The following is a 24,883-nucleotide window of genomic DNA, read 5'->3' as shown; positions in this document are numbered from 1 at the left end:
CCACAGGCAGGCCGTGGTGCGTCAGGCGTGCGCCGCCGCCGCGATCGTGCGGGCGCCGCGCTCCAGCTCGTCGACCAGTGCCGCCGGAACCGTCCGGCCGCAGACGGCCAGCCAGTTCGCCAGCATCCGATGCCCGCCGTCGGTGAGCACCGACTCGGGGTGGAACTGGACGCCCTCGATCGGCAGCTCTCGATGCCGGATCGCCATCACCACCCCCGACTCGGTGCGCCCCGTCACTTCGAAGGCATCCGGAACGGTGTCCGGACGGACGGTCAGCGAGTGGTATCGGGTGGCGGTGAACGGCTGCGGCAGCCCGGCGAGCACCCCGACCCCGGTGTGGTGAACCTGGCTGGTCTTGCCGTGCAGGAGTTCGGGGGCGCGATCGACGACCCCGCCCCAGGCTGCGGCGATCGCCTGGTGACCCAGGCAGACGCCGAGCACCGGCAGCGAGCGCGCGGCGCAGCGTCGGATGACGTCGATGCTCTGCCCTGCTCGTTCCGGAGTGCTCGGACCGGGACTGATGAGCACGCCGCTCACCTGGTCGAGATCGGCAGGCTCGACGACGTCGTTGCGTCTGACCAGCACCTCGACGTCCAACTGGGCGAGGTACTGGACCAGGTTGAAGACGAAGCTGTCGTAGTTGTCGACGACCAGGATGCGCACTCCGTCAGGATAGTCGAGCGTCAAGCCCGCTCCGCCGTGCTGCGCCCGCGCGACCGGCCCGGTCGCCGACCTCGCCCCCGCGTCAGCCCACCGTGTTCGAGTCGGTGGGCAGGTCCACGTTGTTCCACGGCAGCATCGGCGCCACCAGGGGGAACACGATGAACAACAACACCGCGACCACGATGGCGAACAGCACCAAGGCCTCGATGATCTTGACCACGAGCGGTCCCGGCAGGTGTCGCCAGATCCAGCCGTACACGTCGTCCCCGCTTACTCTCGTCGCTGATCACTGGCTGAGTTCAGGCGGAAGCTGAGCTCCCTCCCCGTCCTTCGGGTACTGAGCGGTCAACAGACCGTGGATGATCATCCGCTCCCGCGCCGAGAATCTCGGGTGACAGGTGGTCAGCGTGATCAACGCGCGCTGATCGGCCTCGGCCACCTCGGCGCCTCGGTTACTCGGCACCGGCAGGATGACCTCGCCCTGGCTCGGGGTGACGATCTGCCTGCCGGGAGTGTTCCCGTAGGCGCCGCCGCCGTCCACCGTCGGGTCCACCAGCGACGGGACGTCGGTGCACTCCGGCCTGCTGGCCCGCGTGTTCTCCCAGTCCGCGATCTCGCTCTCCATGGGCAGCACGCGGTAGACGAACCACTCGGAGGCGCCCTCGATGACGATGGCGTCGCAGCTCTCCAGCAGGTCGAGGTTGTTGAACGGCGAGTCCCAGCCGACCCGGTGTCCGGCCACGGCGAAGTTGCCGCGCTCACCGGGCATCGCCGTGTCGATGTAGTGACCGGGACCGACCTCGAGGTGGGCGTCGCTGGTGCCCTCGACGATGCTGTACTGGTAGTCAGGGCCGAACTTGGGCACGAAGATGCGAGCGAACGCCTCGCCCTCCATCGGATCGAGGCCCGCGCCGCGCTCGTTGTCGCCCGCCTGCCACTGCTCCTCCATCCGCGAGTCGGCCTGTGCCTGCCGCGCCGAGGTGAACCAGCCGGTCACGAAGAGCTCGTAGAAGACGAAGAGCAGCACTACGAAGCCTGCGGTCAGCATCAGCTCGCCGCCGGAGCGCGCGATGATCCGACCTGCGCTGTCCTTCTTCCGTGCCGGGGCCTGCTTCTTCTTCGGCCGCCGCCGGGGAGCGGCCTGTGCCGCGGCCTCGTGCTCCTCGTCGAGATCATCGTCGGGGTACTCGTCGTCGTGATCGCCGTGGCGATCGTCGTCGTAGTCGTCCTCGTGATAGGTCTCGGCGTCCTGGTCCTCCACCGGGGCGATCAACTCGGTGACCGCCTCGGCAGGCTGCTGCCTGCCCTGGCCTGCCTGCATCGAAGCGCCTGCCTGCATCGGCGGCCCTGCCTGGCGGGCCACCTGCGGGATCTGCCGGGTCGGCATGCCTGCGCCCTGCTCAAGCGGCGGACGAGACCTCTCGCCGTCGTCGAGATCGAGATCGCCGTCGAGCCGCGAACCCAGCCTCGACTCCAGGCCGTCCTGGCCGCCGGGCGGCGGCGGGAATGCCGGATCGGACCGCATCGAGGGGTTCGGCGGGGAGAACTGTCCCGCCTGTCCCGGCATTCCGGGGCCGGGCGGCGGCTGTCCCGGTCCGGCCTGACTCGGTGCGGCCTGGCCCGACGGCATCCCGCGCGGCTCGTCCGAGCCCGGCACGGGAAGCACGCCGCCCATCAGCGCCGCAGACCCCGGCCACGGGTCCGAGTGAGTCCGCTCCTCCCGAGGCTCCACGCCCCGACGAGGCCGAGCGGGCGGCTCCGACGCGAGCGGAGCGGCCTGCGGCGGGCGGGTGCGCCTGCCCGTCGGCGACTCGACAGGACGACGGGCGGGCGGCTGCTGGGCTCCGCCGGGCGGTGGCGCGGCCGGGCGTGGTCCAGGTCCGCGCCGGGGGCCCGCCTGCGACTCGGGAGTCTCCAGCCGCCCCGTCTGCGGCCAGGCGTGCTCGGGGGACGCGGCCGACAGCGCCGTCGCGGACGTCTCCGGCGCGACGGGGTGGTCCGGCTGCTCCCGGCGAGCCCTGCGCGGCACCGGCTGCTCGTCCGGCTCGGGGCGACGCCGACGACCGCCGCCCCCGGCGGGACGGCCTGCCTCGGGACGGAATCCGCCCTCAGGAGGCAGGCCTCCCTCGGCAGCGCGTCGCGGTGGGCGCTGGGGAGCCCGGCGAGGCTCGGCCTCGGAGACACGGCGAGGCTCAGCCTCGGAGACACGGCGAGGCTCAGCCTCGGAGACACGGCGAGGCTCAGCCTCGGGAACACGGCGGGGCTCCTCGGTGTACCCCCGAGGAGCATCGCCCGGCGGACGAGTCGGCTGGGGAGGACCCGGTGCCTCCCAGGTGCCCGACGAATGCCTGCCCGCACCACCGCCGGGGCGGCCATCGTCCGGTGCCTCGCGGGCGGCGTGCCTGCGACCAGGCGCGGCGGCGCGATGGGGACGCGGCGCAGCCCGGTGCGGCTCGTCCTGTGTGGTCTGCGGAGCGCGCGTGCGGGGGGCGTAGTCGTCCCGCTCCGGCGGGAACTCACTCACCACGAAACCTCCTGGACTCCGACTTCTGCGGCTCTGCACCAGCAGCGTAAACACACGTCTGTTGTCATCGTGTCCGTTTGTCGAGAGACACCGGTCGCACTGCGCAGGCCGTCGTGGGCCTCGCGGGCGGATCAACCGGCCTGCGATGCGGACGGCTCATCGTCGCCGTCACAGGCACCACATGCTCGACGGGTACACCTGTCCTTCGCTGAAGGCCTCGACTACGTTAACGTGATTGCGGGATCGAGGCGTCCACCTTGCGATTTATCACCAGGCGTAGACTGGACGGCCACATTCCGTGATGACGACGAGCAACACCGGTCGACGCCAGCGAGGACACGATGCCGAAGTCCAAGGTCCGTAAGAAGGACGTCTACACCGTTCCGCAGGATAAGCGCACGCCGGTGAAGGTGAAGGCGGTGGGTCCTTCACATCCGGTCTACGTGTCCGTGATGCTCGGGATCATGCTGATCGGCCTCCTGTGGCTGATCGTCAACTACATCGCCGGGGACCGCATCCCGCTGATGGCCGAGCTCGGAGCGTGGAACTTCGCCATCGGCTTCGCGCTCATGATCACCGGCCTGCTGATGACCATGCGGTGGCGTTGAGCGAAGGTCTCCCCAAGAGCACTGAGAGTGATCGCGGCCCGGATGCGACGTGCATCCGGGCCGCGCTCTTTCTGATGAAGATCACTACGCCCACGACTGGGCCGTGCACACGGGGTCGTCGAACCACAGCCGTGTAAGTCATCCCCAGTGGGGACAACTCCTGTGGATAACTTTGAGCATTTCGGCACAAGCGCCGGTAGAAGGTCCTACTTGTCCACAACACAAGAGTGGGCTCACCCATTCGGGTGAGCCCACCGGCTTGAGTTCGTCGAGGATCGTCGGCGTCAGCCGCCGATCCGCCCACAACCCGGCCGCCCGTCGGCGCCCGTCACGCACATCCACTCACCGAGCTGGGCGTCGCGGAGGAAGAACAGGGCGACGATCAGGATCACCAGGGCCGCCACCGTGCCGATCTGGACGAGGTTGCGGCGGTCCCGAGGCGCGAAGACCATCCCGGCGACGGCCAGGGCGCCGATCACCAGCCCGCCGACGTGTCCGAGCAGCGAGATGCCGGGGATGGTGACGCTGATGACCAGGTTGATGCCGATGACCATCAGCGCCTGCCTGGGGTTGACCTTCAGGCGGATCGCCGCGACTGCGATGCCGCCCATCAGGCCGAACACCGCGCCGGACGCGCCTGCGACCTGAGTGCCCAGATCACCGAGCAGGTACACCGCCACCCCGCCGCCCAGCAGGGACACGAGGTAGACGGCGATGAAGCGTGCCCTGCCGAGCAGGACCTCCAGGTCCCGACCGAGCACCCACAGCGCGAACATGTTCAACGCGAGGTGCAGCAGACCGAAGTGCAGGAAGCCCGAGGTGGCCAGCCGCCACCACTCCCCTGCGGCGACCTGGGGCGGCCACAGCGCCCAGGCGTCGAAGAGTGCCGATGCCGAGTTGCGCATCGGATTGCCCGCCTGGGCGGCGGTGATGAGATAGACCAGCACGTTCAACGCGATGAGGACCGGAACGACGATCGGCCTGGTGCCCACCGCCGCACCAGCCAGCGTCTGGGGCCTGCGCACCGCGCGGGTCCCCTCCGTGACGCAGTCGACGCACTGATAACCGACGGAGGCGTCGCGAAGACACTCCGGACAGGCCGGGCGTCCGCACCGAGTGCAGCTCAGCCCCGTCGGACGCTCCGGGTGCCGCGCACAGCCCGGCAGCGAGGGGCTTCCCCCGCCGCCGGTACCAGGTTGCTGCCCAGGGGGTGTCGTCATCACGCCACCCGCACGGTCCGGGCCGTCATGTCGGGATCAGCCTTCCCCGCGCTCGATGGTGATGCTCTCGATGACGACGTCGGTCGAGGGACGGTCGCCGGGGCCGGTCGAGGTGTGTCCGATGGTGTCGACGACCGTGCGCGACGCCTGGTCGGCCACCTCACCGAAGATGGTGTGCTTGAAGTTCAGGTGAGTGGTCGGTCCCACGGTCACGAAGAACTGTGAGCCGTTGGTGTTGGGCCCGGCGTTGGCCATCGCCAGCAGGTAGGGCTTGTTGAACTGAAGCTCCGGGTGGAACTCGTCGGCGAACTTGTAGCCGGGGCCGCCGCGACCGGTGCCGGTCGGGTCGCCACCCTGAATCATGAAGCCGTCGATGACCCGGTGGAAGATCGAGCCGTTGTAGAACGGCCCGGAGCGCTCCCCCTGCGCGTTCGGCTCGCTGTAGTCCTTGGTCCCCTCGGCAAGCCCGACGAAGTTCGCCACGGTCTTCGGTGCGTGATCGGGCAGCAGGTTGATCCTGATGTCACCCAGCGAGGTCCGCAGGGTGGCGATCAGCTTGCTTCCGACCAGTGTCTCTTTACTGTCAGCCACTCAACCATCGTGCCATCTTCAGCGAGACCTCTGGCGGAGGGGCAGTATGGGGATCGCGGAATGACGTCCGTCAACCAAGGTTCCGGAGGCAACGTGGACGAGGTGAGAGCAATGGCCGCGGCGGGAGAATCCGTGGGCCGGGCGATGGGCAGCGGGGTCAAGACCGTCCGCGAAGGCGCACAACGGGCAGGCAAGGCGAGCGCTCAGGCGACGATCAAGGCGGCGCGACAGGCCGCCAGGTCGGCCGAGTCGCAACTCGCCGAACGCGGACTGACACCGCAACAGCTCCTGGAACTCATCGAGAGCAATGCTCAGGAAGGCAAGAAGACGGTGGCGGTGAACAAGCGCAAGCTGCGCAAGCAGCAGGCCCGCACCGGCCGAGACCTGCGTAAGGCGGGCCGCTCGGCCCGGCGAGAGCTGGAGAAGAAGTTCAAGAGCACCCACAAGCGCAGGCGCTGGCCGTGGGTCCTCGGCCTGATCGCGCTCGGCGCGGTGGCGGTCGCAGCGACCAGGCGATCCGACAGCTCGGCCGTCCAGGCCGAGGATGTCTTCGACTCGCCCGATGCCATGCACGGCGACGGCCGCGACCCGACGGGCACCGGATCGGACGGCGGCCCGAGCACCAACGGCACGGGGACGCTGCATCGAGGCAACGGCGCCGCACGCGATCTAGACCGAGGCGCCGACAACCGAAACTGACCAGCCGACGACAGGCCGACGGCGGGAGCGGAGTCATCCGCTCCCGCCGCCGTCGTCGTCGTCCGTCCCCGTTGCGACGCGGCCCGACCCGCACAGTGCGTCGGCGGGTTCGGATTCAGTCTGTGTCCGGTACGTCACCGATCCGTACTGCGAGTCCGTCTAGCACCAGTTCGAGGCCTGCGGCGAAGTCTTCGCGTGCGGTCTCCTCCGAGGATGCGTCCGAAGCGGCGAGCACCCCGGAGGCGAACATCGACGCGGTGTGCGGAAATCGCTCCGGGTCGACGAGGTCCCGCAGCGCGACTGCGTACTGCTGCTCGCTCTCGGCCTGCGTCTGGCCGGGTGGACGCCCCTCGGCGAGATCCTGTGTCAACAGGACGGAGTGACGCGCGAAGCCGTTCAGCAGGGTGAGCGCCGCGAGTCTCTCGCCCCAGCCGAGTCGGCTGGACGCGAGCTGGGCGAGGCCTCGTTCGAGCCAGGCGATCTGATTCGGCCCGGATGGCGTGCTGTAGACCGGGACGCGGGGAACCCACGGTCGCCCTCGATACAACTCCCACAGGTCGACGGCCCACGATCGCAGTCCTTCGCGCCAGCCTGCCCCGCTCGCCGATGCGGCACCGGGCTTGCTCGCGGCGTCCATCATGAGCTGCAGCAGCTCCTGTTTCGAGCCCACGTAGCGGTACAGGGACATGGCGGTGACGCCCAGTTCCTCCGCCACCCTCGGCAGGGTCGCCGCGTCGAGACCCCCGGCGTCGGCAAGCCGTACAGCGGTGGCAACCACCGTCTCCACGTCCAGCGTCGACTTGCGCCCCAGCCGAGCCGGGGGTGACGGCAACCGCCACAGCCTGCGAAGAGAGTCGGGTACGGCGTCGTAGTCCATGGTTTCGCTCCTGGTGGCATCGGCCGCCGCAGCGTATCCGACCATAAAGTTTATATCAGATAGTTTATTTGATAAGTTCACGGCGTGGATAGCCGAGAACTCGACATGACACGACCGGCAGCCCCGCGCGTCCACGACATCGACGCACTCCGCGGGTTCGCACTGCTCGGGATCTTCGCCGTCAACATCACGTTCATGGCCTCGGCATACCCGGCCAACCTGGTCGACGATCCGGCCTTCGCCGCACCGCTCGACGACACCGCCCGCTTCGTGGTCGCAGCGCTGTTCTCGATGAAGTTCTATCTGCTCTTCTCCTTCCTCTTCGGGTACAGCTTCGTGTTCCAGATGGAAGCCGCGCAGCGCGCAGGCCAGGGCTTCGGGGGGCGGATGCTCCGCAGGATCGGGGGCCTGTTCCTGATCGGGGCTGCGAGCCTGATCCTGCTCGGCGGCGACATCCTGACGACCTATGCGCTGGCAGCACTGGTGCTGCTGGCGATGCATCGCGTTCGCGACGTGGTCGCGCTGCGCACCGCCTGCGGGATCTACGCGGTGGTGGTGACGTCGCTCGTCACGAGCGCGCTGTTCCTCGACCGCTCGGCGTTCGTCCCTGCCCACGACGAGGCGCTTGTCAACGCGGCGGCACAGACACAGGGCATGCTCGGCCCGTTCGCCGACATCGTGCGGGGCAACATCGACGGCCTCGGATTCCATGCCGTCCAGGCCATCTCGCTACAGGGGCCGACGGCACTCGCGATGTTCCTTCTCGGCATGGTGGTCGCGCGCCGAGGAGTCCTGGCGACGCTGACCGGGAATGAGCCGGTCCTACGACTAATCCAGTTGATCGGTTTCCCGATCGGCCTGGCTGGCGGCGTGACGTATGCGGCCCTCGGCGCCCATGCCGACACTCTCGCCACCGCCGTCAGCGTGGCCACCGCCCCGTTCCTGGCCGCCGCGTACCTGGCCACCCTGGTGCGTGCCATGCACAGTCCCCGGATCGCCTGGCTCCGGAGCCTGCTGGCACCGGCAGGCCGCGTGGCGCTGACGAATTACCTGATGCAGGCACTGATCGGGGTGGCGTTGTTCAACGGCATCGGGCTCGGACTCGCGGGACAGATGTCCCCGCCCCTGCTGCTGGCCATGACAGTCGCCGTCTTCATGGTCCAGGTCGCCGCGAGCATCTGGTGGCTCCGCAGCCATCGATACGGTCCGGCCGAGTACCTGCTCCGCTGGATCACCGACTGGCGCCGACCCGTGCGGCGGTGACGTCCCACTAGCGACGCTGTGCGGGGTCATGGTTCCCGGCGAGGCGCGGAGCGGCCCGTCGCCGGGAACCATGCGGATCGACGAGGCGGCTCGTCAGAGCGCGAGGTCGGCGATGACCGTCTCGACGACCGTCTGAGCCGGGAAGCTCTGCTGCTGATTGGTCCACACGACGACCGCGGTCTCGTCCTTGTAGACGGCGAAGACGGAGCCGTCGTCGCCGCTGATCCTGCCGCCGGTCCAGCCGCCGTCGACCTCGGCGAGCTGCGACGAGTCGACGGGCGCCTGCTCGTCCACCAGCGCCTTGGCGGTCTGCGGCTCCCCGACGAACACGCGGACGGTCAGCTGATCGCCGCCGTCGGGTCGAGCGAAGAAGCAGGAGGGATGCGGTTCGTCATCACCGATCCGTACCTCGCCGAGGCGCTGCCCGTTGACCTGCTCCACTAATGCCGCGTCCAGGTAGGGACACGGCCCGTCGGCCACCGGCTCGACCGGAGGCGGCGGCGCTCCGTCGTCGTGCACGATGGTCGTCGACGTCACCGTGCCCGGCGTGTCCGGCTGGGACTGCGCGTCCTGGGACGCACAGCCTGCGAGGGCGACGGCGGCGCCCGCCAGAACCACCGCGACAAGAACCGAGTTCTTCATAGCAGGCGATAATCGACCACCCTGCATTCCGACCGACAGCGGGGTCCCGCCACGCCGTGCCGCCGGATCGGATGCCGCGCGGGGCCGGGCGACGAATGCAGCCGAGCCTGCGCCACGCGAGGTCACGTCGTGCATCACCGAGGGCGTCGGGCGACCACCGAGAAGTTCAGCGGAATTCGAGGAACGCCCGTCGGGAGTCGCCACCCCTCCGGGCAGGACACCAGGCCCTCGAAGGCAGGCCAGTCCATGAACGGATGCTCCCCGAGCGCCTCGATCACCAGTCCGGCCTCGAGCAGCGCACCGGTCACCTCGGCCAGGTCGTGGCGCCACTCGTGGTTGACAGTGTGCGTGATGGTGTCCGTGGGGCCGTCGGTGTAGGTGGCGGCCTCGTCGTAGGTGTTCGTGCCGCCGCCGCTGAGATAGTCCCCGGTCACCTGCCACGGCTCGAATCCCATGGCTCCCAGGATCGGGTGATCGTCACGGACCATGAACACCCCGCCCGGTTCGAGCAGGTCGTGGATCGATCGGGCCCAGGATCGCAGTTCCGGCAGCCAGACGATGGTGCCCGCGCTCGTGACGATCACCTCGAAACGACGGTCGATGAGCTCCGATGCCCTGCGCGCATCGCCTTCGACCAGCGTGAGCCGGGCACCGTCGGCATCGGAGAGACGCCGAGCATGTGCCAGCGAGTTCGGGGACAGGTCCAGGCCGTGGACGTCCACCGCGCCCAGCCGAGCCCAGCAGATGGTGTCGGAGCCGATGTGGCACTGCAGGTGCAGCAACGACTTCCCGGCGACCGTCCCGCCCGGCACATGCGGCGCCAGGACGGCGAGGTCGTTGCGCACCACCTCGGAGATGAACGACGAGTCCGCGAGCAGACCCGCCACGTCGTACATCTGTGACCGCGCGTGGACGTCGGCACGTTGATCCCAGTTCGCTCGATTCGCCGCGATTGCCTCGTCGTACTCGTCCATGTCTGCCGCGATCCCTCACTCTCGTGCACATCGACTCGCTGGGCAGCCGGTCCGCACCCTGCTCGGTCCTGGGTGCGGAATTCGCCGGGCGCGCTCCTTGGAACGATCATCCGACGATCCATCGTGTGCGGCCGGACCATCGGATCGCCGTCCGCCGGGAGGCCGGTGCCGGGACGTCGATTCCGGCGGTGGACGACCCGCACGGCAGGTTAACCAGTATCGACCGGCCGATCGACCTGTTTTTCGCGCGTCGACTCGGTGCGGCCCACGCGAGGGGTGCTGACCGAGTCCGGCCGGGCCCGGTCGTCTCACCCGCCGACCGGGCCGGCACCGGCCGAAGTCAGCCCACGGCAGGCCGGCAGGGACCGATCCACGTTGATCTACGCGGAACCGGGCTTCATCGCCGAGCAGCCAGGGGATGCGGACGGTGCCCGCCTGCTGCACCTCGACGGGGTCGCCGCTGTGCGCGCCGCTGACGACACCCGAGGCGTGGCTCTCGCCTTGGAGGGACTCGCAGGAGTGGGCACGCTGCTGGGCGGGCGCCGCCGCCTCGGCACGGGAGTCGATCGGTGCGCCACTGTCGAAAGCCGAACGACAGGACGACGACCGAATCGCCGACCGGGCGCGGTCGGCGGCAGGCGAGGAAGACTTCGACGCCGAGTTCGCGGCCGGCTCGCGGCGCAGCCCCGCCGAGTCCCTGCGCCAGATCGGATTCTCGACGTCCGTCCCACCGCGACGGCCACCACGCCCGAGACCTCCGACGGAGATGACGCGGGATGAGTCGCGCTAGGACCGTCGTGCGGCGATTCGGCGGACGACGAACACCGGCCTCGCCGGTATGCCTGCGGTGACAATGCAGAAAGGCGACCCAGAAGGGTCGCCCGAGTACACGCTGGCGAAGCTGAGGTGGAACACGTGAACCGCAGCCACGAAGCGTGGTGCGGCGCCCCGATCCGCAATAGACACTGCGGGCACCGGGGCCAGGGCCGAAGCGACTGCCGACAGCAGTCCCCGGCTCGTGGAGACGAGGGGAATCGAACCCCTAACCCCCGCCTTGCAAAGGCGGTGCTCTGCCAATTGAGCTACGTCCCCGCTTGGCCGAACTGCAGGACTGTCATCCTCGCAGCCCGACACGAACACCGCAGTGGCGATATCCGAACGCCCCGGCCTGCCGCGTGATGACGCGGCAGGCGGAGCGTGGGATCAGCCCTCGCTGGGTGCGGTGGCCTCGCGCCACAGGTCCGCCTCCGCCTTGGCGGAACGGTTGCGACGGACGAGGAGCAGCACGACTCCAGCCACAGCGGCGAGTGCAAGCAGCTTCTTCACCTTTGATCGCCTCCTAAGAATGTGGCGCACAATGGCCCGATCGGGCCTGAGATTCATCGAAGATCATCATGTGCAGTGGGCCTAGGAGGACTTGAACCTCCGACCTCTTCGTTATCAGCGAAGCGCTCTAACCGCCTGAGCTATAGGCCCCCGTGGGTGCGATGGGAAGAGACTACCGTACGCCTCCCACCGCACCCAAACCGGCTGCTCGCCCGGGGTGCGAGATCAGGATCGTCGCTGATCACGCCACCGGGAGCACTCCGAAGGACGGGAATCAGTCGCGCTCGGAGAGCGTGACCTCGATGCCGCCTGCCAGATCCGCCGACACGTTGTAGACGAAGGCGCCGACGGTGGCGAGCGCGGTGAAGAGCACGATGTTCACCGCGCCGATGATCGCCGCGACGCCGAACACCCGACCCGCGCTGATCAGCGCGCTGTCCGCGCTCTCGCCCGCCAGGTCGTTGTAGGTGCCGTTGAGCTGATCCCACACCTGCATCCCGTCGAGGACGCCGTAGAGCACGCCGACCGCGATCAGCCAGACGACGAACATCGCCATCGACAGCACGAGGGTGAGCTTGAGCACCGACCAGGGGTCGATGCGCTTGATCTGGAGGCTCGCCCGACGAGGTCCGCGCCCTGGTCGACGGCCGCCGCCGCTCGGCGCGCTGCCTGCAGGCCTCGCCTGCGGCGGCTGGACTCCGGGTGCGGCGCCCGGCGGCTGCCCTGGCGTGCGAACGTTGCCTGCGGGGAAGGTCACGGCGCCGCGACCGGCACCGGGTTGCTGACCGCTGCCCACGGGTTGCGTCATGGTCGTCGCCTCGCCTCCCCCCGCGCCCGTGGACGGGCCTGCGGGTGCCCCACTCGAAGCGTACCCGGACGACTTCATCGCGTCAGGAGACTGAGTGGAGGACTGAGCGGAGGGCTGCCCGGCCACCGTGGTCCGCTGCCACGGCGGGGTGGCCGCCGGGGTGTCGGCTCGTGGCGACTCCGGTCTCGACTCGGACTTGGTCGCCGACGAGGAGTCCTTCCCCGCAGGCGACCCCGTCCCCGATCCGACGGTGCCTGCGGCCCGGGGCGCCGGGGTGGTGCCCTCGGCCGAGGCGGTCGAGACGGGGGACGCCGCCGGACTCGCCTTCTCGTCGCCCGTCTTCTGATCGCCCGTCTTCCCGGCGATCGTCTTCCCGGCGATCGGCTTCTCGGCGATCGGCTTCTCGGCGATCGGCTTCTCGGCGACCGCTTTCGCACCCTTGTCGTCGCCTGCGTTCTTGGCGTCCAGAGTCGTCATGAAAGAGGTCTTCTCCGAGTCCGGCGCCTGTTGGTCCGTGCCGGAGGCCGAATCGGAGTTGCCTGGCGAACTCATGGCTGGTCCTTCCCGGCCGACGCAGTCTGGTCAGAGGAGCCGGCTACCAGGCTCTGTCTGGCCGAGTCATCGCCCGCAGCGTCCGGGTCGGCGGCCTCTTCCGCATTGCGCGCGACCGCGAGCAGGGTGGTGCCGTCGCCGAGGTTCATCAGCCGGACTCCCTTGGTCTGCCTGCCTGCCTTCCTGACCTCCTTGGCGGTCGTGCGGATCACACCGCCCGTGGAGGTGATGGCGTACAGCTCATCCTCCAGGTCGACGATGAGCGCACCGACAAGCCTGCCACGCCTACGGTCGTACTGGATGGTCAGCACGCCCTTTCCACCCCGACCCTGCACCGGGTAGTCGTCGATGGGCGTGCGCTTGGCATAGCCGCCGTCCGTCGCCACCAGCACGAACCGGTCGGCGCGCACGACGCCCATTGCCAGGAGTTCGTCGCCCTCGTTGAACCGCATCCCGAGCACGCCTGAGGTTGCCCGCCCCATCGGGCGCAAAACCTCGTCGGTGGCGTGGAACCGGATCGACTGTCCCTCGGCCGAGACCAGCAGCAGGTCGTCGTCGTCGGAGCACAGCACCGCACCGACCAGCTCGTCGTCGTCCCGCAGGTTGACGCCGATGAGGCCACCCGCCCGGTTCGAGTCGAAGTCGGACAGCCTGGACTTCTTGACCAGGCCCTTCTTCGTCGCGAGCGTGAGGTAGGGCGCAGCCGTGTAGTCCTTGATCTGCATCACCTGGGCGATGTGCTCGTCCGGCTGGAAGGCGAGCAGGTTGGCGACATGCTGTCCCCGCGCGTTGCGGCTGGCCTCGGGCAGGTCGAACGCCCTGGTGCGGTAGACCCGTCCCTTGTTGGTGAAGAACAGTATCCAGTCGTGGGTCGAGCACACGAAGAAGTGCGCCACGATGTCGTCCTGCTTGAGCGCGGCGCCCTGCACGCCCTTGCCGCCACGCTTCTGCGCCCGGTAGAGGTCGGTCCTGGTGCGCTTCGCGTACCCCGTCCGGGTGATCGTGACCACGACGTCCTCGACCGCGATCAGGTCCTCGACGGCGACCTCGCCGTCATAGGGGATGACCCTGGTCCGACGGTCCTCGCCATGCTTGTCGACGACGACCATCAGTTCGTCCCGGATGATCCGTCGCTGCCGCTCCGGCCGGTCGAGGATGTCCTGGAGGTCGGCGATCTCCCGCTCGATCTCGGCGAGCTCGTTGACGATCTTCTGCCGTTCGAGGGCCGCCAGCCTCCGGAGCTGCATCTCCAGGATCGCGTTGGCCTGGACCTCGTCGACCGTGAGCAGCTCGATCAGCCCGGTCCGCGCGATGTCGGGAGTGTCCGAGCGGCGGATGAGGGCGATGACCTCGTCCAGCGCGTCGAGCGCCTTGACCAGACCACGCAGGATGTGGGCCCGCTCCTCGGCCTTGCGCAGCCGGTAGCGCGTCCGGCGGACGATGACCTCGACCTGGTGCCGCACGTAGTGGCGGATGACCTGGTCGAGACGCAGCGTGCGCGGCACGCCGTCGACCAGCGCCAGCATGTTCACGCCGAAGGAGGTCTGCAGCTGGGTGTGCTTGTAGAGGTTGTTCAGCACCACCTTGGCGACCGCGTCCCGCTTCAGCGTGATCACGATCCGCATGCCGCGCCGCTGGTTGGACTCGTCGGCGATGTCGGCGATGCCGCTGATCTTCCCGTCGCGCACCAGGGCGGCGATGTTCTCGACCAGGTTGTCCGGGTTCACCTGGTACGGCAGCTCGGTGACGATCAGGATGGCGCGCCCCTTGGCGTCCTCCTCCATCTCCACCACGGCCCGCGTCCGGATGGAGCCGCGGCCGGTGCGGTAGGCGTCCTCGATGCCCGAGGTGCCCAGGACGAGTCCGTGGGTGGGGAAGTCGGGGCCCTTGATCCGCTGCATGAGCGCGGCCAGGGTCTCCTCGTCGGAGGCGTCCCAGTTCTCCAATGCCCAGACGACGCCTGCGGCGACCTCCCGCAGGTTGTGCGGGGGGATGTTGGTCGCCATGCCGACGGCGATGCCGCCGCCGCCGTTGACCAGCAGGTTCGGCACTCGAGCAGGCAGGACGTCCGGCTCCTGCGTCCGGCCGTCGTAGTTGTCCGAGAAGTCGACGGTCTCCTCGTCGATGTCGGCCAGCATCTGCATGGCCAACGGCGTGAGCCTGCTCTCGGTGTACCGCATCGCGGCAGCCGGGTCGTTGCCGGGAGAGCCGAAGTTGCCCTGTCCGTCGATCAGCGGATGCCGCATCGACCACGACTGAGCGAGTCGAACAAGGGCGTCGTAGATCGACGAGTCGCCATGCGGGTGGTAGTTGCCCATCACGTCGCCCACCACGCGTGAGCACTTGACGTAACCCCGATCCGGCCGGTAGCCGGAGTCGTACATGGCGTAGAGCACCCGACGATGCACCGGCTTGAGCCCGTCGCGCACGTCGGGCAGCGCTCTGGCGACGATGACGCTCATCGCATAGTCGATGTAGGAGCGCTGCATCTCCTGCTGGATGTCGACCAGCTCGATGCGGTCGCCCTCCGGCGGCAGGGTCTCGGTCATTGAAGTCCTTCGTGTGGGGACGTATGCGTTGTCTTCCGGCTGCGACGGCTCAGACGTCGAGGAAGCGGACATCCTTGGCGTTGCGGGTGATGAACGCGCGCCGTGCCTCCACGTCCTCGCCCATCAGGACGCTGAACAGCTCGTCGGCCGTGGCCGCGTCGTCCAAGGTGACCTGGCGGAGCAGACGATGAGCCGGATCCATCGTCGTCTCCCACAGCTCGTTGGCGTTCATCTCGCCGAGCCCCTTGTACCGCTGGATGCCGTCATCCTTGGGAAGCCTGCGCCCGGCGGCGGCACCCTGCTCGATCAACCCGTCCTTCTCGCGCTCGGAGTAGGCGAACTCCGGCTCGCCCCGAGGCCACTTGATCTTGTACAGGGGCGGCGAGGCCAGGTAGACGTGCCCGTGTTCGATGAGCGGGCGCATGAAGCGGAAGACGAACGTCAACAACAGGGTTCGGATGTGCTGACCGTCGACGTCGGCGTCGGCCATCAGCACCAGCTTGTGGTACCGGAGTTTGCTGATGTCGAACTCGTCGTGGATGCCGGTGCCCAACGCGGTGATCAGGCTCTGCACCTCGTTGTTCTTCAGAACCCGGTCCAGCCGCGACTTCTCGACGTTGATGATCTTGCCACGGATCGGCAGGATCGCCTGGAACCGCGACTCACGGCCTTCCTTCGCCGAGCCGCCTGCCGAGTCGCCCTCGACGATGTAGAGCTCGCACTCCTCGGGATTGCGCGACTGGCAGTCCTTGAGCTTGCCGGGCAGGCCGCCGATGTCCAGGGCGCCCTTGCGTCGGACCAGCTCGCGGGCCTTACGCGCCGCCATCCTGGCCTGCGCGGAGGAGACCGCCTTGCTGACGATCGACTTCGCCTCGGTGGGGTGCCGCTCGAACCAGTCCGCAAGCCGCTCGTTGCAGGTCCGCTGCACGAAGGACTTCGCCTCGCTGTTGCCCAGCTTGGTCTTGGTCTGTCCCTCGAACTGCGGCTCGGCCAGCTTGATCGAGACGATGCCAGCCAGCCCCTCCCGGACGTCGTCGCCGGTGAGGTTGTTCTCCTTCTCCTTGAGCAGCTTCTTCTCCCGGGCGTACTCATTGACCACCCTGGTCAGCGCCGCGCGGAAGCCCTCCTCGTGCGTGCCGCCCTCATGTGTGTTGATGGTGTTGGCGAAGGTGTACACCGACGGCGTGTAGCCGGTGTTCCACTGCATCGCCACCTCGACCTCGACACCGGTGCCCTTGGCCTCGAACGAGATGACCTTGCGGTGGACCGCCTCGCGGGTGGCGTTGATGTGGCGGACGAAGTCCTCCAGGCCGCCGGGGTAATAGAAGACCCGCTCGCTCGCCTGCGCGGGCTGCCCCTCGGCATCGGCCTGATCGGCCGCCTCGACGACGCGCTCGTCACGCAGTCGGATCGTCAGCCCCTTGTTGAGGAAGGCCATCTCCTGGAGCCTGCGGGACACCGTCTCCATGTTGTAGGTCGTCGTCTCGAAGATCTCCGGGTCGGCCCAGAAGGTGACGGAGGTGCCGGTCCGGTCGGTGGGACCGGTGTCGCGAAGCTCACCGGGCACCGACTGCACGTAGCTCTGCTGCCAGATCCGACCGTCGACATGGATCTCGACGTCGAGCCGAAGGGACAGGGCGTTGACCACCGACACGCCGACGCCGTGGAGACCACCGGAGACCGCGTAGGACTCGCCGTCGAATTTGCCGCCTGCGTGGAGCTGGGTCAGCACCACCTCCAGCGTCGGCTTCTTCTCCAGGGGGTGCATGGCGACCGGGATGCCTCGTCCGTCGTCGACCACTCGGACGCCGCCGTCGGCGAGGAGGGTGACCTCGACCCTGGTCGCGTACCCGGCCATCGCCTCGTCGACCGAGTTGTCCACCACCTCCTGGACCAGGTGGTGCAGGCCCCGCTCACCGGTCGAGCCGATGTACATGCCGGGACGTTTACGGACCGCTTCAAGGCCCTTGAGCACGGTGATGGATGACGCGTTGTACTCGTTCTTCTTCGCTGCCACGAGCTTCGAAGTCTCCTCATTGCGGCCCTTGTCGCACAGGATGATCCGGTGCGGCGTGAAAAGGGGAACCAGCCTGACCGACCCGGTCCACGGGGCAGTCCTCGATCTGCCGTCGCCCGGTGCGGGCCAGGCGAGAACACGCTCTGCCGCCGATTCTACTGGGCCGGTACGTCAGGAGTGCCCCAAGGACACCTCTAGAATCCTCGCAGAGCCATCGAAGCGGACTCGTCTGCGGTCGGCAACCCCCCGCACCATTCCTTCAGCCTGGCGGGCGGCTCCGCGCTGACCAGAGGCCGAGCCCGACAAGGGTCAGCCGTCGGTGTTGCTCTGGTTACGCCGGGGAGTCACGGCGCGACTCCCCACCGGGCTGTCGCCCCCGGCCGAGTCCACCCGGCGCTCCACGGAGACGGCGCGGGGCGGTCGTCGAACTCCGGAGCTCGACGTCGCACGGGCCGAGCTCAGCCGTAGGTGTCCCTCGGGCCACGCCCTGAAACGTGCCTCGGGCCGTATCGCCAGCTCGGTGCGGCAGGCCCCTGGACCTTCAGGCGGCGGACGACGCCGGGACCGGCGCCGGTTCCGATGCGCGCGAGCAGCTGTCGTTGCAGCAGCCGAAGCTGCGTCGCCCATGCCGTCGAGTCGGCCTGCACGGTCAGCTCGCCGTCCCGCAGCGCGACCGGCGTGCTGTGCTCGGCGACGTCCTCCCCCACCAGCCGCGCCCACCTGCCGAAGACCGACCCGCCAGCGAGGCTCTCCGACCAGCCTCGCTCCACCGCGATGCGGGAGGCGAGTCTGCCGAGCAGCTGCGGATCGCGATCGTCGGGGCGCGGGCCGGACCACGTCCGCCGTCGCCCGGTGCGCACCCCCCGCCTGGCCGTCTGCTGCCCGGGTGCACGTCCCTTGGCCTTGGCCGCTGCCCGCGCGGCGGCGAGAGTGGCGCGCGCCAGGTCCGCACCTCGGGGAGCGGCCGCGTCCGGCAGGGAACCAGCGGATGTGACGCCGGGCACGGGCCGGTGGGCTGATCGGCTCGCCGCGTCGGCGCCCCAACGTGAGTTATCCACACCATCCACAGGGTTATCCCCAGATATGGGGGTAGTCGGACCTAGATCACCCACACCATGTGGTCGGCGCGGCCGAGACTGGTCTCGTGGTCGGTCAGTCGTCACGTCGCGCCTCGCCGTCTCGCACCTGGTATCGAACCCCGGCCAACTCCGGCGGCACGTCCGCCGCCACCGCTGCAGTGATGAGCACCTGCTCCGCCTCTGCCGCCACCTCCGCCAGTCGTCCTCGCCGCCGTTCGTCGAGTTCGGCGAACACGTCGTCCAGCAACAGCACCGGCTCACCACCGTCGGATCGCAGGAGTTCATAGGCGCCCAACCGCAGTGCCAGCGCGAAGGACCACGATTCTCCGTGACTGGCGTATCCCTTCGCAGGCAACTCGCCGAGAGCGAGTTCCAGCTCGTCCCGATGCGGGCCCACCAGGCAGACACCGCGCTCGAGCTCCCGGTTCCGGACCCGCTTCAACTCGGCGAGCAGCGTCTCCTCCAGCTCGGCGACCGAGCGACCGGCAGGCGCCAGGCCCTCCACCGAGCAGCGATAACGCAGGGAGGCCTCCCTCGACTCCGGGGCGACCTGGGCGTAGGCGAGTGCCACCCGAGGTGCCAGCTCTCGGACCAGCTCCACCCGGCCTGCCAGCAGCAGGGCGCCGAAGTGTGCGAGCCGCGCGTCCCAGACGTCCAGGGTCGCGACCTCGTCTCCGTGCGGCTCCGGTCCGTCCCGTCGCGACCGACTGCTGCGACGCAGTGCGCCTGCCGACTTCAGCAGGGCGCTGCGCTGCCGCAAGACCTTGTCATAGTCCGCCCGCACCCCCGCATAGCGCGGCAGGCGCGCGGTGAGCAGCTCGTCGAGCAGCCGCCTGCGGTCAGCCGGGTCGCCCCGCACCAGGCTGAGGTCCTCCGGTGCGAACAACACCGTCCGCAGAATTCCCAGCACGTCCCTCGGGCGCGAGACCGGCGCCCGGTTCACCCTGGCGCGATTCGCCCGGCCCGGCGCGATCTCGACCTCGACCAGCAGCTCACGACCCTCGTTGACCACCGCGCCGCGTACCACGGCCCGGTCCGAACCCTGCCGCACCAGCGGCGCGTCGAGGGCGACCCGATGCGAGCCGAGCGTCGACAGGTAGCCGACCGCCTCGATGAGGTTGGTCTTGCCCTGCCCGTTGGCGCCGACCAGGACGATCGGGCCCGGCTCCAAGGCCAGGTCGAGCTGCGGCCACGAGCGGAAGTCGGTGACTTGAAGATGGCGTAGATGCATGAGCTCCGTCAGTCCACGCGACCGCCGAAGGCGATCAGCTCGCAGGGTGTCGGGCGGGCTGTGGCGAGATTCGACCGCGGGTGTACGCCGCGTCGGACACGCCGGCGGTGGATCGCAGGTCGGGGAGAAGACCTGCCTGCAGGCCGCGGGCATAGGCGCGGCGGAGATCTCCGCCGCGCCGCCGACTCACGTGCCTTCGGACACCCGACCGGTGCCGGAGGACGGACCCGCATGCTGCACCGCGTGTCCGCCGAACTGGTTCCGCAGCGCCGCGACGGCCCGCATGGCGGGCGAGTCGGACTGGCGGGAGGCGAATCGGGCGAACAGCGCGGCCGAGATCACCGGCGCCGGGACGGCGTGGTTGATTGCCTCCTCGACCGTCCACCGGCCCTCGCCGGAGTCCTCGACGTATCCACGCAGGTCGTCGAGTTCCGGATCGGAGTCCAGGGCCTTGATCAGCAGGTCGAGCAGCCAGGACCGCACGACGGTGCCCCGGCTCCACGCCTTGAGCACCGCAGGCACGTCGGTCACGACGTCGGAGGCGTCGAGCAGCTCGAAGCCCTCCGCATAGGCCTGCATCAGGCCGTACTCGATACCGTTGTGGACCATCTTCGCGTAATGGCCCGCGCCGACCCCGCCCGCGTGCGCAAAGCCCTCGTCGCGCGGGCCCTCGGGGCGCAGCGCGTCGAAGATCGGCATCGCCCGCTCGACCAGTTCGGCGTCGCCGCCCACCATCAGACCGTACCCGACCTCCAGGCCCCAGACGCCGCCGGACACCCCGCAGTCCAGGTACCCGACGCCGTGCTCGGCCAGCACCGTCGCGTGCTGCTGGTCATCGGTGTAGCGCGAGTTGCCGCCCTCGATGATCAGGTCGCCGGGCGAGAGAAGCTCGGCAAGCTCCGCCACGGTGTCGCGGGTCGGATCGCCTGCGGGAACCATCAGCCACACGATTCGAGGCCCCGTCAGCTCACCTACCAGCTCCGCGAGCCCGCCGACGTCCCTGATCTGCGGATCTCGGTCGTAACCGATGACCTCATGCCCAGCACGGCGCAGGCGCTCGCGCATGTTGAAGCCCATCCTGCCGAGACCGACCAGTCCGATCCTCAACGACGTCCTCCCCTGCCGACGAAGCCTTGACGATTGGTGAGTTCGGAGCGAATCAACCGGGCAGCCGCACCGGCATCAACAGGTACAGGTAGCCCTCGATGACCCCGCCCTCGTCGTTCACCGGCTTGATCAGCGCGGGCCGGGTGGGCACGGTGAAGGAGAGGTGGGCACGGTCGGTGCGCAGCACGCCGAGCCCGTCGAGCAGGTAACCGGGGTTGAAGGCGATCGTCAGCGGTTCGCCGTCGAGCTGGATCGGCAGCGCCTCCTCGGCGCTGCCCTCATCGTCGCCGCCCGCCGTCAGCCGCAGGCTCGACTCGCCGAACTCCAATCGGACCTGGGTGCCGCGCTCGGCGACGAGGGACACGCGCTTGATCGCCTCGACCAGCGGTGCGACCTCGACGATGGCGCTGGTGTTGTGCTCGTCGGGCAGCAGCTGCCGGTACTTCGGGAAGTCGGCGTCCAGCAGCCGCGTGGTGGTGCGACGGCCCGCGCCCGCCAGGCCGAGGAGCCCGTCGCCCGAGGCGAGAGAGAGTTCGACCTTGTTGCCCGCGCCGCCGAGCGTCTTCGCCGCCTCGGCGAGCGTCCTGGCAGGCACGAGTACGGACGTGTCGATGGCCTCGTCGCTGGACTCCCAGGTGAAGTCACGCACCGCGAGCCGGAAGCGGTCGGTGGCCACCATGGTCATCCGGTTCGACTGGATCTCGACCCGGACGCCGGTCAGCATCGGCAGGGTGTCGTCTCGCCCGGCCGCGACGGCGACCTGCGCGACGGCTTCGCCGAAGGTCTCGCCCAGCACGCTGCCCGCGAGTCCCGGCATCGCCGGCAGCTGCGGATAGTCCTCGACCGGCATGGTCGGCAGGCTGAACTTGGAGTTGCCGCAGGCGATGGTGGCGCGGGACCCGTCGACGGTGATGTCCACCGGCTTGTTCGGCAGCGCCTTGGTGATGTCGGCGAGCAGCCGACCGGATACGAGCGTCCGGCCCGGCGTGACGACGGTGGCGGGCACTCCCACCTGAGCGGAGACCTCGTAGTCGAAGCCGGAGACCGTCAGGGTGCGCTCGGCCCCCTCGCCGCCGGTCCCCTCCGAAGAGTCGTCGCCGTGCTCCTGCCCTGCGTCGAGCAGGACACCGCCCAGCACCGGGATCGGCGGGCGGGAGGGCAGGCTCCGGGCAACCCAGGCGACGGCATCGGCGAGACCGTCACGCTCGACTCGGATCTTCATCAGGCGTCCTTTCAGGCCGCTGCGATCTTGGGCAGCCGACCGAGCTTGACCAGGTCAAACAGCATCGACGTCGTACCGGGCTCGCTGACGCTGCTCACCGGGCGGGCCATCGTCGATGGTCAGGCTCGACCGGGCGAGGAGACGGGGCAATCCCAGACGGAGACGACCCCGAGCAGGGTCACCACCGTAGAGCCTCCCCGACCTCGGGTGTGACACGGGCCGGCGCTGACGGAGGTTTCTCGGACTGTGGTTCGGCGAGCTGTCCCCACCCCCTGTTTTTCTTCACCTTCTCTCTAAGGAGAAAAAGACAGGGATAGTAGTAAGGGCTGTGGATACTGGGGATAACCCTTGTTTTGGCTGCTCACCGTCCGTGCACCCCTGTGTGCGAACCAGTGGATCAGTCGGTGGACAACTTGGCCGCTCGGTGGACAACTCGGCGACCCCCGCGATCCGTCCACAGTCGAGCCGAGTTGTGCACATTTCCATCCCCAGATCTGGGGGTGGTTGTACCCAGGCACTACACAGGTAGGAAGTGGCGTGGATCTCGCCCGATCGGGGCTGTGGACAACTCTAATCCGAGGCTTTTCTGGGCAGGATGCGGCCCGTCGGCCTCCACGGGACGGGAAAATATCGGCCGCCGCGAAGGGGTCAGGCCGAGGAAACGGCCTCGGCAGCAACACCTCGCCGGGCCGGGCGCCCGCCACGACGGCGGCGCCGGCGGCACTGTGGCGGCCGAGCCGCCTGGCGGTGGCCGTCCGCCGCGCGACGGCGAAGGCAGTACCGGGCTCAGCGACCGCAGGGGCACACCGTCTGCGATCGCCTGTGGCGAGTCGCGACGATGCGTCTCACCGAGTGGTCGGGACAGGGCCCGAGTCGGTACGCAGTCGAGTCGGTGAGGGGTGGTGCGAGTGGTGCGAGTGGTGCGAGTGGTGCGAGTGGTGCGAGCAGACCGCCCGGTCAGCTCCTGGCGCGCTGCTTGATCCGGGAGGTCAGCTCCTGCACCTGGTCGTAGATACGACGGCGCTCGGCCATCTCCTTACGGATCTTCTTGTTTGCGTGCATGACCGTGGTGTGGTCGCGTCCGCCGAAGGTCTGCCCGATCTTCGGCAGCGAGAGGTCGGTCAGCTCTCGACACAGGTACATGGCGATCTGCCTGGCCTGCGCCAACGCCTTGGTCTTCCCCGGACCTGAGAGATCGTCTATCCCGACGTTGAAGAAGGTGGCGGTCACCGCCATGATCGTCGACGCCGTGATCTCCGGAGCATGCGAGTCCGGGATCAGGTCACGCAGCACGATCTCGGCGAGCTGGACGTCCACCGGCTGGCGGTTGAGCGACGCGAAGGCCGTGACCCTGATCAGGGCGCCCTCCAGCTCCCGGATGTTGCGCTCGATCCGGGCCGCGATGAACTCCAGCACCTCCGCGGGGGCCGCGAGTCGATCCTGGGCAGCCTTCTTCCGCAGGATCGCGATCCGCGTCTCCAGCTCCGGCGGCTGGATGTCGGTGATCAGACCCCACTCGAAGCGGGTGCGCAGCCGGTCCTCCAGGGTCTCCAGCCGTTTCGGCGGTCGATCCGAGGACACCACGATCTGCTTGTTCGAATTGTGCAGCGTGTTGAAGGTGTGGAAGAACTCCTCCTGAGTTCCCTCCTTGCCCTCCAGGAACTGGATGTCGTCCACCAACAGCACGTCGACGTCCCGGTAGCGGCGCTGGAAGGCCACCTTCCTGTCGTCACGCAGCGAGTTGATGAAGTCGTTGGTGAACTCCTCGGTGGAGACATACCGAACCCGCATCCCCGGAAAGAGCCGCTGCGCATAGTGCCCGACCGCGTGCAGCAGGTGGGTCTTGCCCAGGCCCGACTCACCCCAGATGAACAACGGGTTGTAGGCGCGGGCCGGGGCCTCTGCGACCGCGACGGCCGCGGCGTGCGCGAAGCGGTTGGACGCGCCGATGACGAAGGTGTCGAAGTTGTACTTGGCGTTCAGCCTGGTCTGCGAGCTGGGCGGCCCGTGTCGCGGCGCGGTGTAGGCCTCGAACTGCCCGTGCGCCTGGCTCACGCCCGCGGACTGCCCGGTGTTCGGCGGGCCATGGTGCGCCGGGGGCTGGGACTGGCCGCCGAAGGCGACCCGGCCCTCGGCCGGGTCCGGGAACGAGTCCTGCTCGTCGTCGACGTCCTCGGCCGCGCCGACGGAATCCAGGACTGCGACATCCGGCTCGATGCCGTCCTCGTTCGGGACGACCCCGGTGGCCAGGACGGCGTCGAGGGCGGGCAGCGGCCCGGTGTGCTCGGCTCGGCTCTTCTCGAAGTCGCGTGGCTCGTAATCGCGCTGGTCGAACTCGCGCTTCTCGAAGTCACGCTGTTCATAGCCGCCGTCGAACGACGGCCGGTCGAAGGGGAGCGGCTCGAACGGGAGAGTCTCGAAGTGCGGCGGTCTGCCCGGTCCGTCGAGTCTCGGCGGCGGCTCGCCCTGACCTCTGCCGGGGCCGTAGCCCGGTCCTGCCGCGAATCTGCTCGGCGGCGGCGTCCAGGCCATCGACGGAGGGAGTGGCGCAGGGCGGTCCCAGTCGGGCAGCTCGGCTTGATCGACGATCGGCCGTTCGAATCCCTGCGGCGGTGTCGGGGCCTCGGAGGCGAGCTGGTCCGGCTGCGGCGGCGAGAACGACTGCGGTCTGATCTCATCGACCTTGACCGCCAGCGTGACCTGTCTGTCGAGATAGCGGGAGAGCGCGTCGGAGATCGGGACTCGAAGGGTCCGCTCGAGCGCGTCCTTGGCGAATTCACTCGGCGCGGCGAGAATCGCGACCCCGTCCAGAAGACCGATCGGCCTTGTATCCCGAATCCACGCACGGTGCAACGGGGAGAGGGTGCTGGATGAGAGCTCCTGCACCACCTGATTCCAGACGACGCCGAGATCGGCCTGGTGGTCGGCCAC

The 24,883-nt window shown here is 68.9% G+C and carries 18 protein-coding genes, 2 tRNA genes and 2 pseudogenes; 3 read left to right on the top strand and 19 right to left on the bottom strand.

The features are described from left to right. Positions 1-21 precede the first annotated feature (21 nt). The 3 genes from UA74_RS00105 to UA74_RS33200 form a co-directional block, all read right to left on the bottom strand. The gene (locus tag UA74_RS00105; RefSeq protein WP_075737791.1) at positions 22-663 is read right to left on the bottom strand and encodes an aminodeoxychorismate/anthranilate synthase component II; all 642 of its coding nucleotides are present in this window, start codon (positions 661-663) and stop codon (positions 22-24) included. Positions 664-745: 82 nt separating this feature from the next. Further along, positions 746-922: a hypothetical protein gene (locus tag UA74_RS32620; protein WP_198042886.1), complete on the bottom strand. Its 177-nt coding sequence runs from the start codon at positions 920-922 to the stop codon at positions 746-748. A gap of 27 nt (positions 923-949) precedes the next feature. Beyond that, positions 950-2,692 (bottom strand): class E sortase, encoded by a 1,743-nt coding sequence (locus UA74_RS33200; RefSeq protein WP_232237572.1) that lies wholly within the window; start codon positions 2,690-2,692, stop codon positions 950-952. A gap of 836 nt (positions 2,693-3,528) precedes the next feature. Between UA74_RS33200 and crgA the strand changes: the two genes are divergently transcribed. Beyond that, a complete protein-coding gene (crgA, locus tag UA74_RS00095) occupies positions 3,529-3,795 on the top strand; it encodes a cell division protein CrgA (RefSeq protein WP_075737789.1) in 267 nt (88 codons plus the stop codon). Between the two features lie 284 nt (positions 3,796-4,079). Here the strand turns inward: crgA and UA74_RS00090 are convergent, their stop codons facing one another. Together UA74_RS00090 and UA74_RS00085 are read right to left on the bottom strand one after the other, a co-directional pair. Further along, positions 4,080-4,820: a rhomboid family intramembrane serine protease gene (locus UA74_RS00090; RefSeq protein ID WP_318533279.1), complete on the bottom strand. Its 741-nt coding sequence runs from the start codon at positions 4,818-4,820 to the stop codon at positions 4,080-4,082. 231 nt (positions 4,821-5,051) lie between these two features. Then, positions 5,052-5,606 carry a peptidylprolyl isomerase gene (locus UA74_RS00085; protein WP_075737785.1) on the bottom strand — a complete coding sequence of 185 codons (555 nt, stop codon included), beginning with the start codon at positions 5,604-5,606 and terminating at the stop codon, positions 5,052-5,054. A gap of 93 nt (positions 5,607-5,699) precedes the next feature. On the opposite strand from UA74_RS00085, the gene UA74_RS00080 reads away from it, so the two are divergent. Beyond that, the gene (locus tag UA74_RS00080; RefSeq protein WP_157442132.1) at positions 5,700-6,305 is read left to right on the top strand and encodes a hypothetical protein; all 606 of its coding nucleotides are present in this window, start codon (positions 5,700-5,702) and stop codon (positions 6,303-6,305) included. Positions 6,306-6,420: 115 nt separating this feature from the next. Here the strand turns inward: UA74_RS00080 and UA74_RS00075 are convergent, their stop codons facing one another. Next, the gene (locus UA74_RS00075; RefSeq protein ID WP_075763658.1) at positions 6,421-7,182 is read right to left on the bottom strand and encodes a TetR/AcrR family transcriptional regulator; all 762 of its coding nucleotides are present in this window, start codon (positions 7,180-7,182) and stop codon (positions 6,421-6,423) included. Positions 7,183-7,287: 105 nt separating this feature from the next. Here UA74_RS00075 and UA74_RS00070 point away from each other — a divergent pair, with 105 nt between their 5' ends. After that, on the top strand, positions 7,288-8,445 hold the full coding sequence (locus tag UA74_RS00070; protein ID WP_075737779.1) for a DUF418 domain-containing protein: 1,158 nt from the start codon (positions 7,288-7,290) through the stop codon (positions 8,443-8,445). 93 nt (positions 8,446-8,538) lie between these two features. Here UA74_RS00070 and UA74_RS00065 read toward each other — a convergent pair whose 3' ends face one another. The 13 genes and pseudogenes from UA74_RS00065 to dnaA all read right to left on the bottom strand — a co-directional run bounded on the left by UA74_RS00065 (position 8,539) and on the right by dnaA (position 24,883). After that, entirely contained in the window at positions 8,539-9,087 is a 549-nt protein-coding gene (locus UA74_RS00065; protein WP_083682812.1) for a DUF2020 domain-containing protein, read from the bottom strand. Between the two features lie 134 nt (positions 9,088-9,221). After that, positions 9,222-10,061 (bottom strand): class I SAM-dependent methyltransferase, encoded by an 840-nt coding sequence (locus UA74_RS00060; protein WP_075737777.1) that lies wholly within the window; start codon positions 10,059-10,061, stop codon positions 9,222-9,224. 1,019 nt (positions 10,062-11,080) lie between these two features. Beyond that, positions 11,081-11,153 (bottom strand) — tRNA-Ala (locus UA74_RS00050). A gap of 117 nt (positions 11,154-11,270) precedes the next feature. Next, positions 11,271-11,387 (bottom strand): annotated as a pseudogene (locus tag UA74_RS33195) (DLW-39 family protein); the annotation flags it as partial. A 76-nt stretch (positions 11,388-11,463) separates the two neighbouring features. Further along, positions 11,464-11,537 (bottom strand) — tRNA-Ile (locus tag UA74_RS00045). Between the two features lie 124 nt (positions 11,538-11,661). Continuing rightward, positions 11,662-12,321 carry a DUF3566 domain-containing protein gene (locus UA74_RS00040; protein ID WP_075743236.1) on the bottom strand — a complete coding sequence of 220 codons (660 nt, stop codon included), beginning with the start codon at positions 12,319-12,321 and terminating at the stop codon, positions 11,662-11,664. 422 nt (positions 12,322-12,743) lie between these two features. Further along, positions 12,744-15,296, bottom strand: a complete 2,553-nt coding sequence (gene gyrA, locus UA74_RS00035; protein ID WP_075737773.1) for a DNA gyrase subunit A — start codon at positions 15,294-15,296, stop codon at positions 12,744-12,746. 49 nt (positions 15,297-15,345) lie between these two features. Next, positions 15,346-17,313, bottom strand: coding sequence for a DNA topoisomerase (ATP-hydrolyzing) subunit B (gene gyrB, locus UA74_RS00030; RefSeq protein WP_075737772.1), 1,968 nt, complete (start codon positions 17,311-17,313; stop codon positions 15,346-15,348). A 458-nt stretch (positions 17,314-17,771) separates the two neighbouring features. Continuing rightward, the gene (locus UA74_RS00025; RefSeq protein ID WP_075737770.1) at positions 17,772-18,317 is read right to left on the bottom strand and encodes a DciA family protein; all 546 of its coding nucleotides are present in this window, start codon (positions 18,315-18,317) and stop codon (positions 17,772-17,774) included. Between the two features lie 148 nt (positions 18,318-18,465). Beyond that, a complete protein-coding gene (gene recF / locus UA74_RS00020; protein WP_075737768.1) occupies positions 18,466-19,623 on the bottom strand; it encodes a DNA replication/repair protein RecF in 1,158 nt (385 codons plus the stop codon). A gap of 186 nt (positions 19,624-19,809) precedes the next feature. Then, positions 19,810-20,748: pseudogene (gene gnd, locus UA74_RS00015) on the bottom strand (phosphogluconate dehydrogenase (NAD(+)-dependent, decarboxylating)); the annotation flags it as partial. A gap of 34 nt (positions 20,749-20,782) precedes the next feature. Next, entirely contained in the window at positions 20,783-21,952 is a 1,170-nt protein-coding gene (gene dnaN, locus UA74_RS00010) for a DNA polymerase III subunit beta (protein ID WP_075737764.1), read from the bottom strand. Positions 21,953-22,909: 957 nt separating this feature from the next. Then, positions 22,910-24,883 carry a chromosomal replication initiator protein DnaA gene (dnaA, locus tag UA74_RS00005; protein WP_075737760.1) on the bottom strand — a complete coding sequence of 658 codons (1,974 nt, stop codon included), beginning with the start codon at positions 24,881-24,883 and terminating at the stop codon, positions 22,910-22,912.

This window comes from Actinoalloteichus fjordicus, assembly GCF_001941625.1.
GTDB classification, from domain to species: Bacteria; Actinomycetota; Actinomycetes; order Mycobacteriales; family Pseudonocardiaceae; genus Actinoalloteichus_A; species Actinoalloteichus_A fjordicus.
Note: the sequence above shows the minus strand (reverse complement) of the source record. Positions and strands in the feature narration are given on the sequence as shown.

Bases quoted from the DNA above. Each gene is read 5' to 3' on its own strand.
- UA74_RS00070 (WP_075737779.1), top strand. From the start codon at position 7,288: ATGACACGACCGGCAGCCCCGCGCGTCCACGACATCGACGCACTCCGC.
- crgA (WP_075737789.1), top strand. From the start codon at position 3,529: ATGCCGAAGTCCAAGGTCCGTAAGAAGGACGTCTACACCGTTCCGCAG.
- dnaN (WP_075737764.1), bottom strand. From the start codon at position 21,952: ATGAAGATCCGAGTCGAGCGTGACGGTCTCGCCGATGCCGTCGCCTGG.
- recF (WP_075737768.1), bottom strand. From the start codon at position 19,623: ATGCATCTACGCCATCTTCAAGTCACCGACTTCCGCTCGTGGCCGCAG.
- UA74_RS00060 (WP_075737777.1), bottom strand. From the start codon at position 10,061: ATGGACGAGTACGACGAGGCAATCGCGGCGAATCGAGCGAACTGGGAT.
- gyrA (WP_075737773.1), bottom strand. From the start codon at position 15,296: ATGACCGAGACCCTGCCGCCGGAGGGCGACCGCATCGAGCTGGTCGAC.
- UA74_RS00065 (WP_083682812.1), bottom strand. From the start codon at position 9,087: ATGAAGAACTCGGTTCTTGTCGCGGTGGTTCTGGCGGGCGCCGCCGTC.
- UA74_RS00075 (WP_075763658.1), bottom strand. From the start codon at position 7,182: ATGGACTACGACGCCGTACCCGACTCTCTTCGCAGGCTGTGGCGGTTG.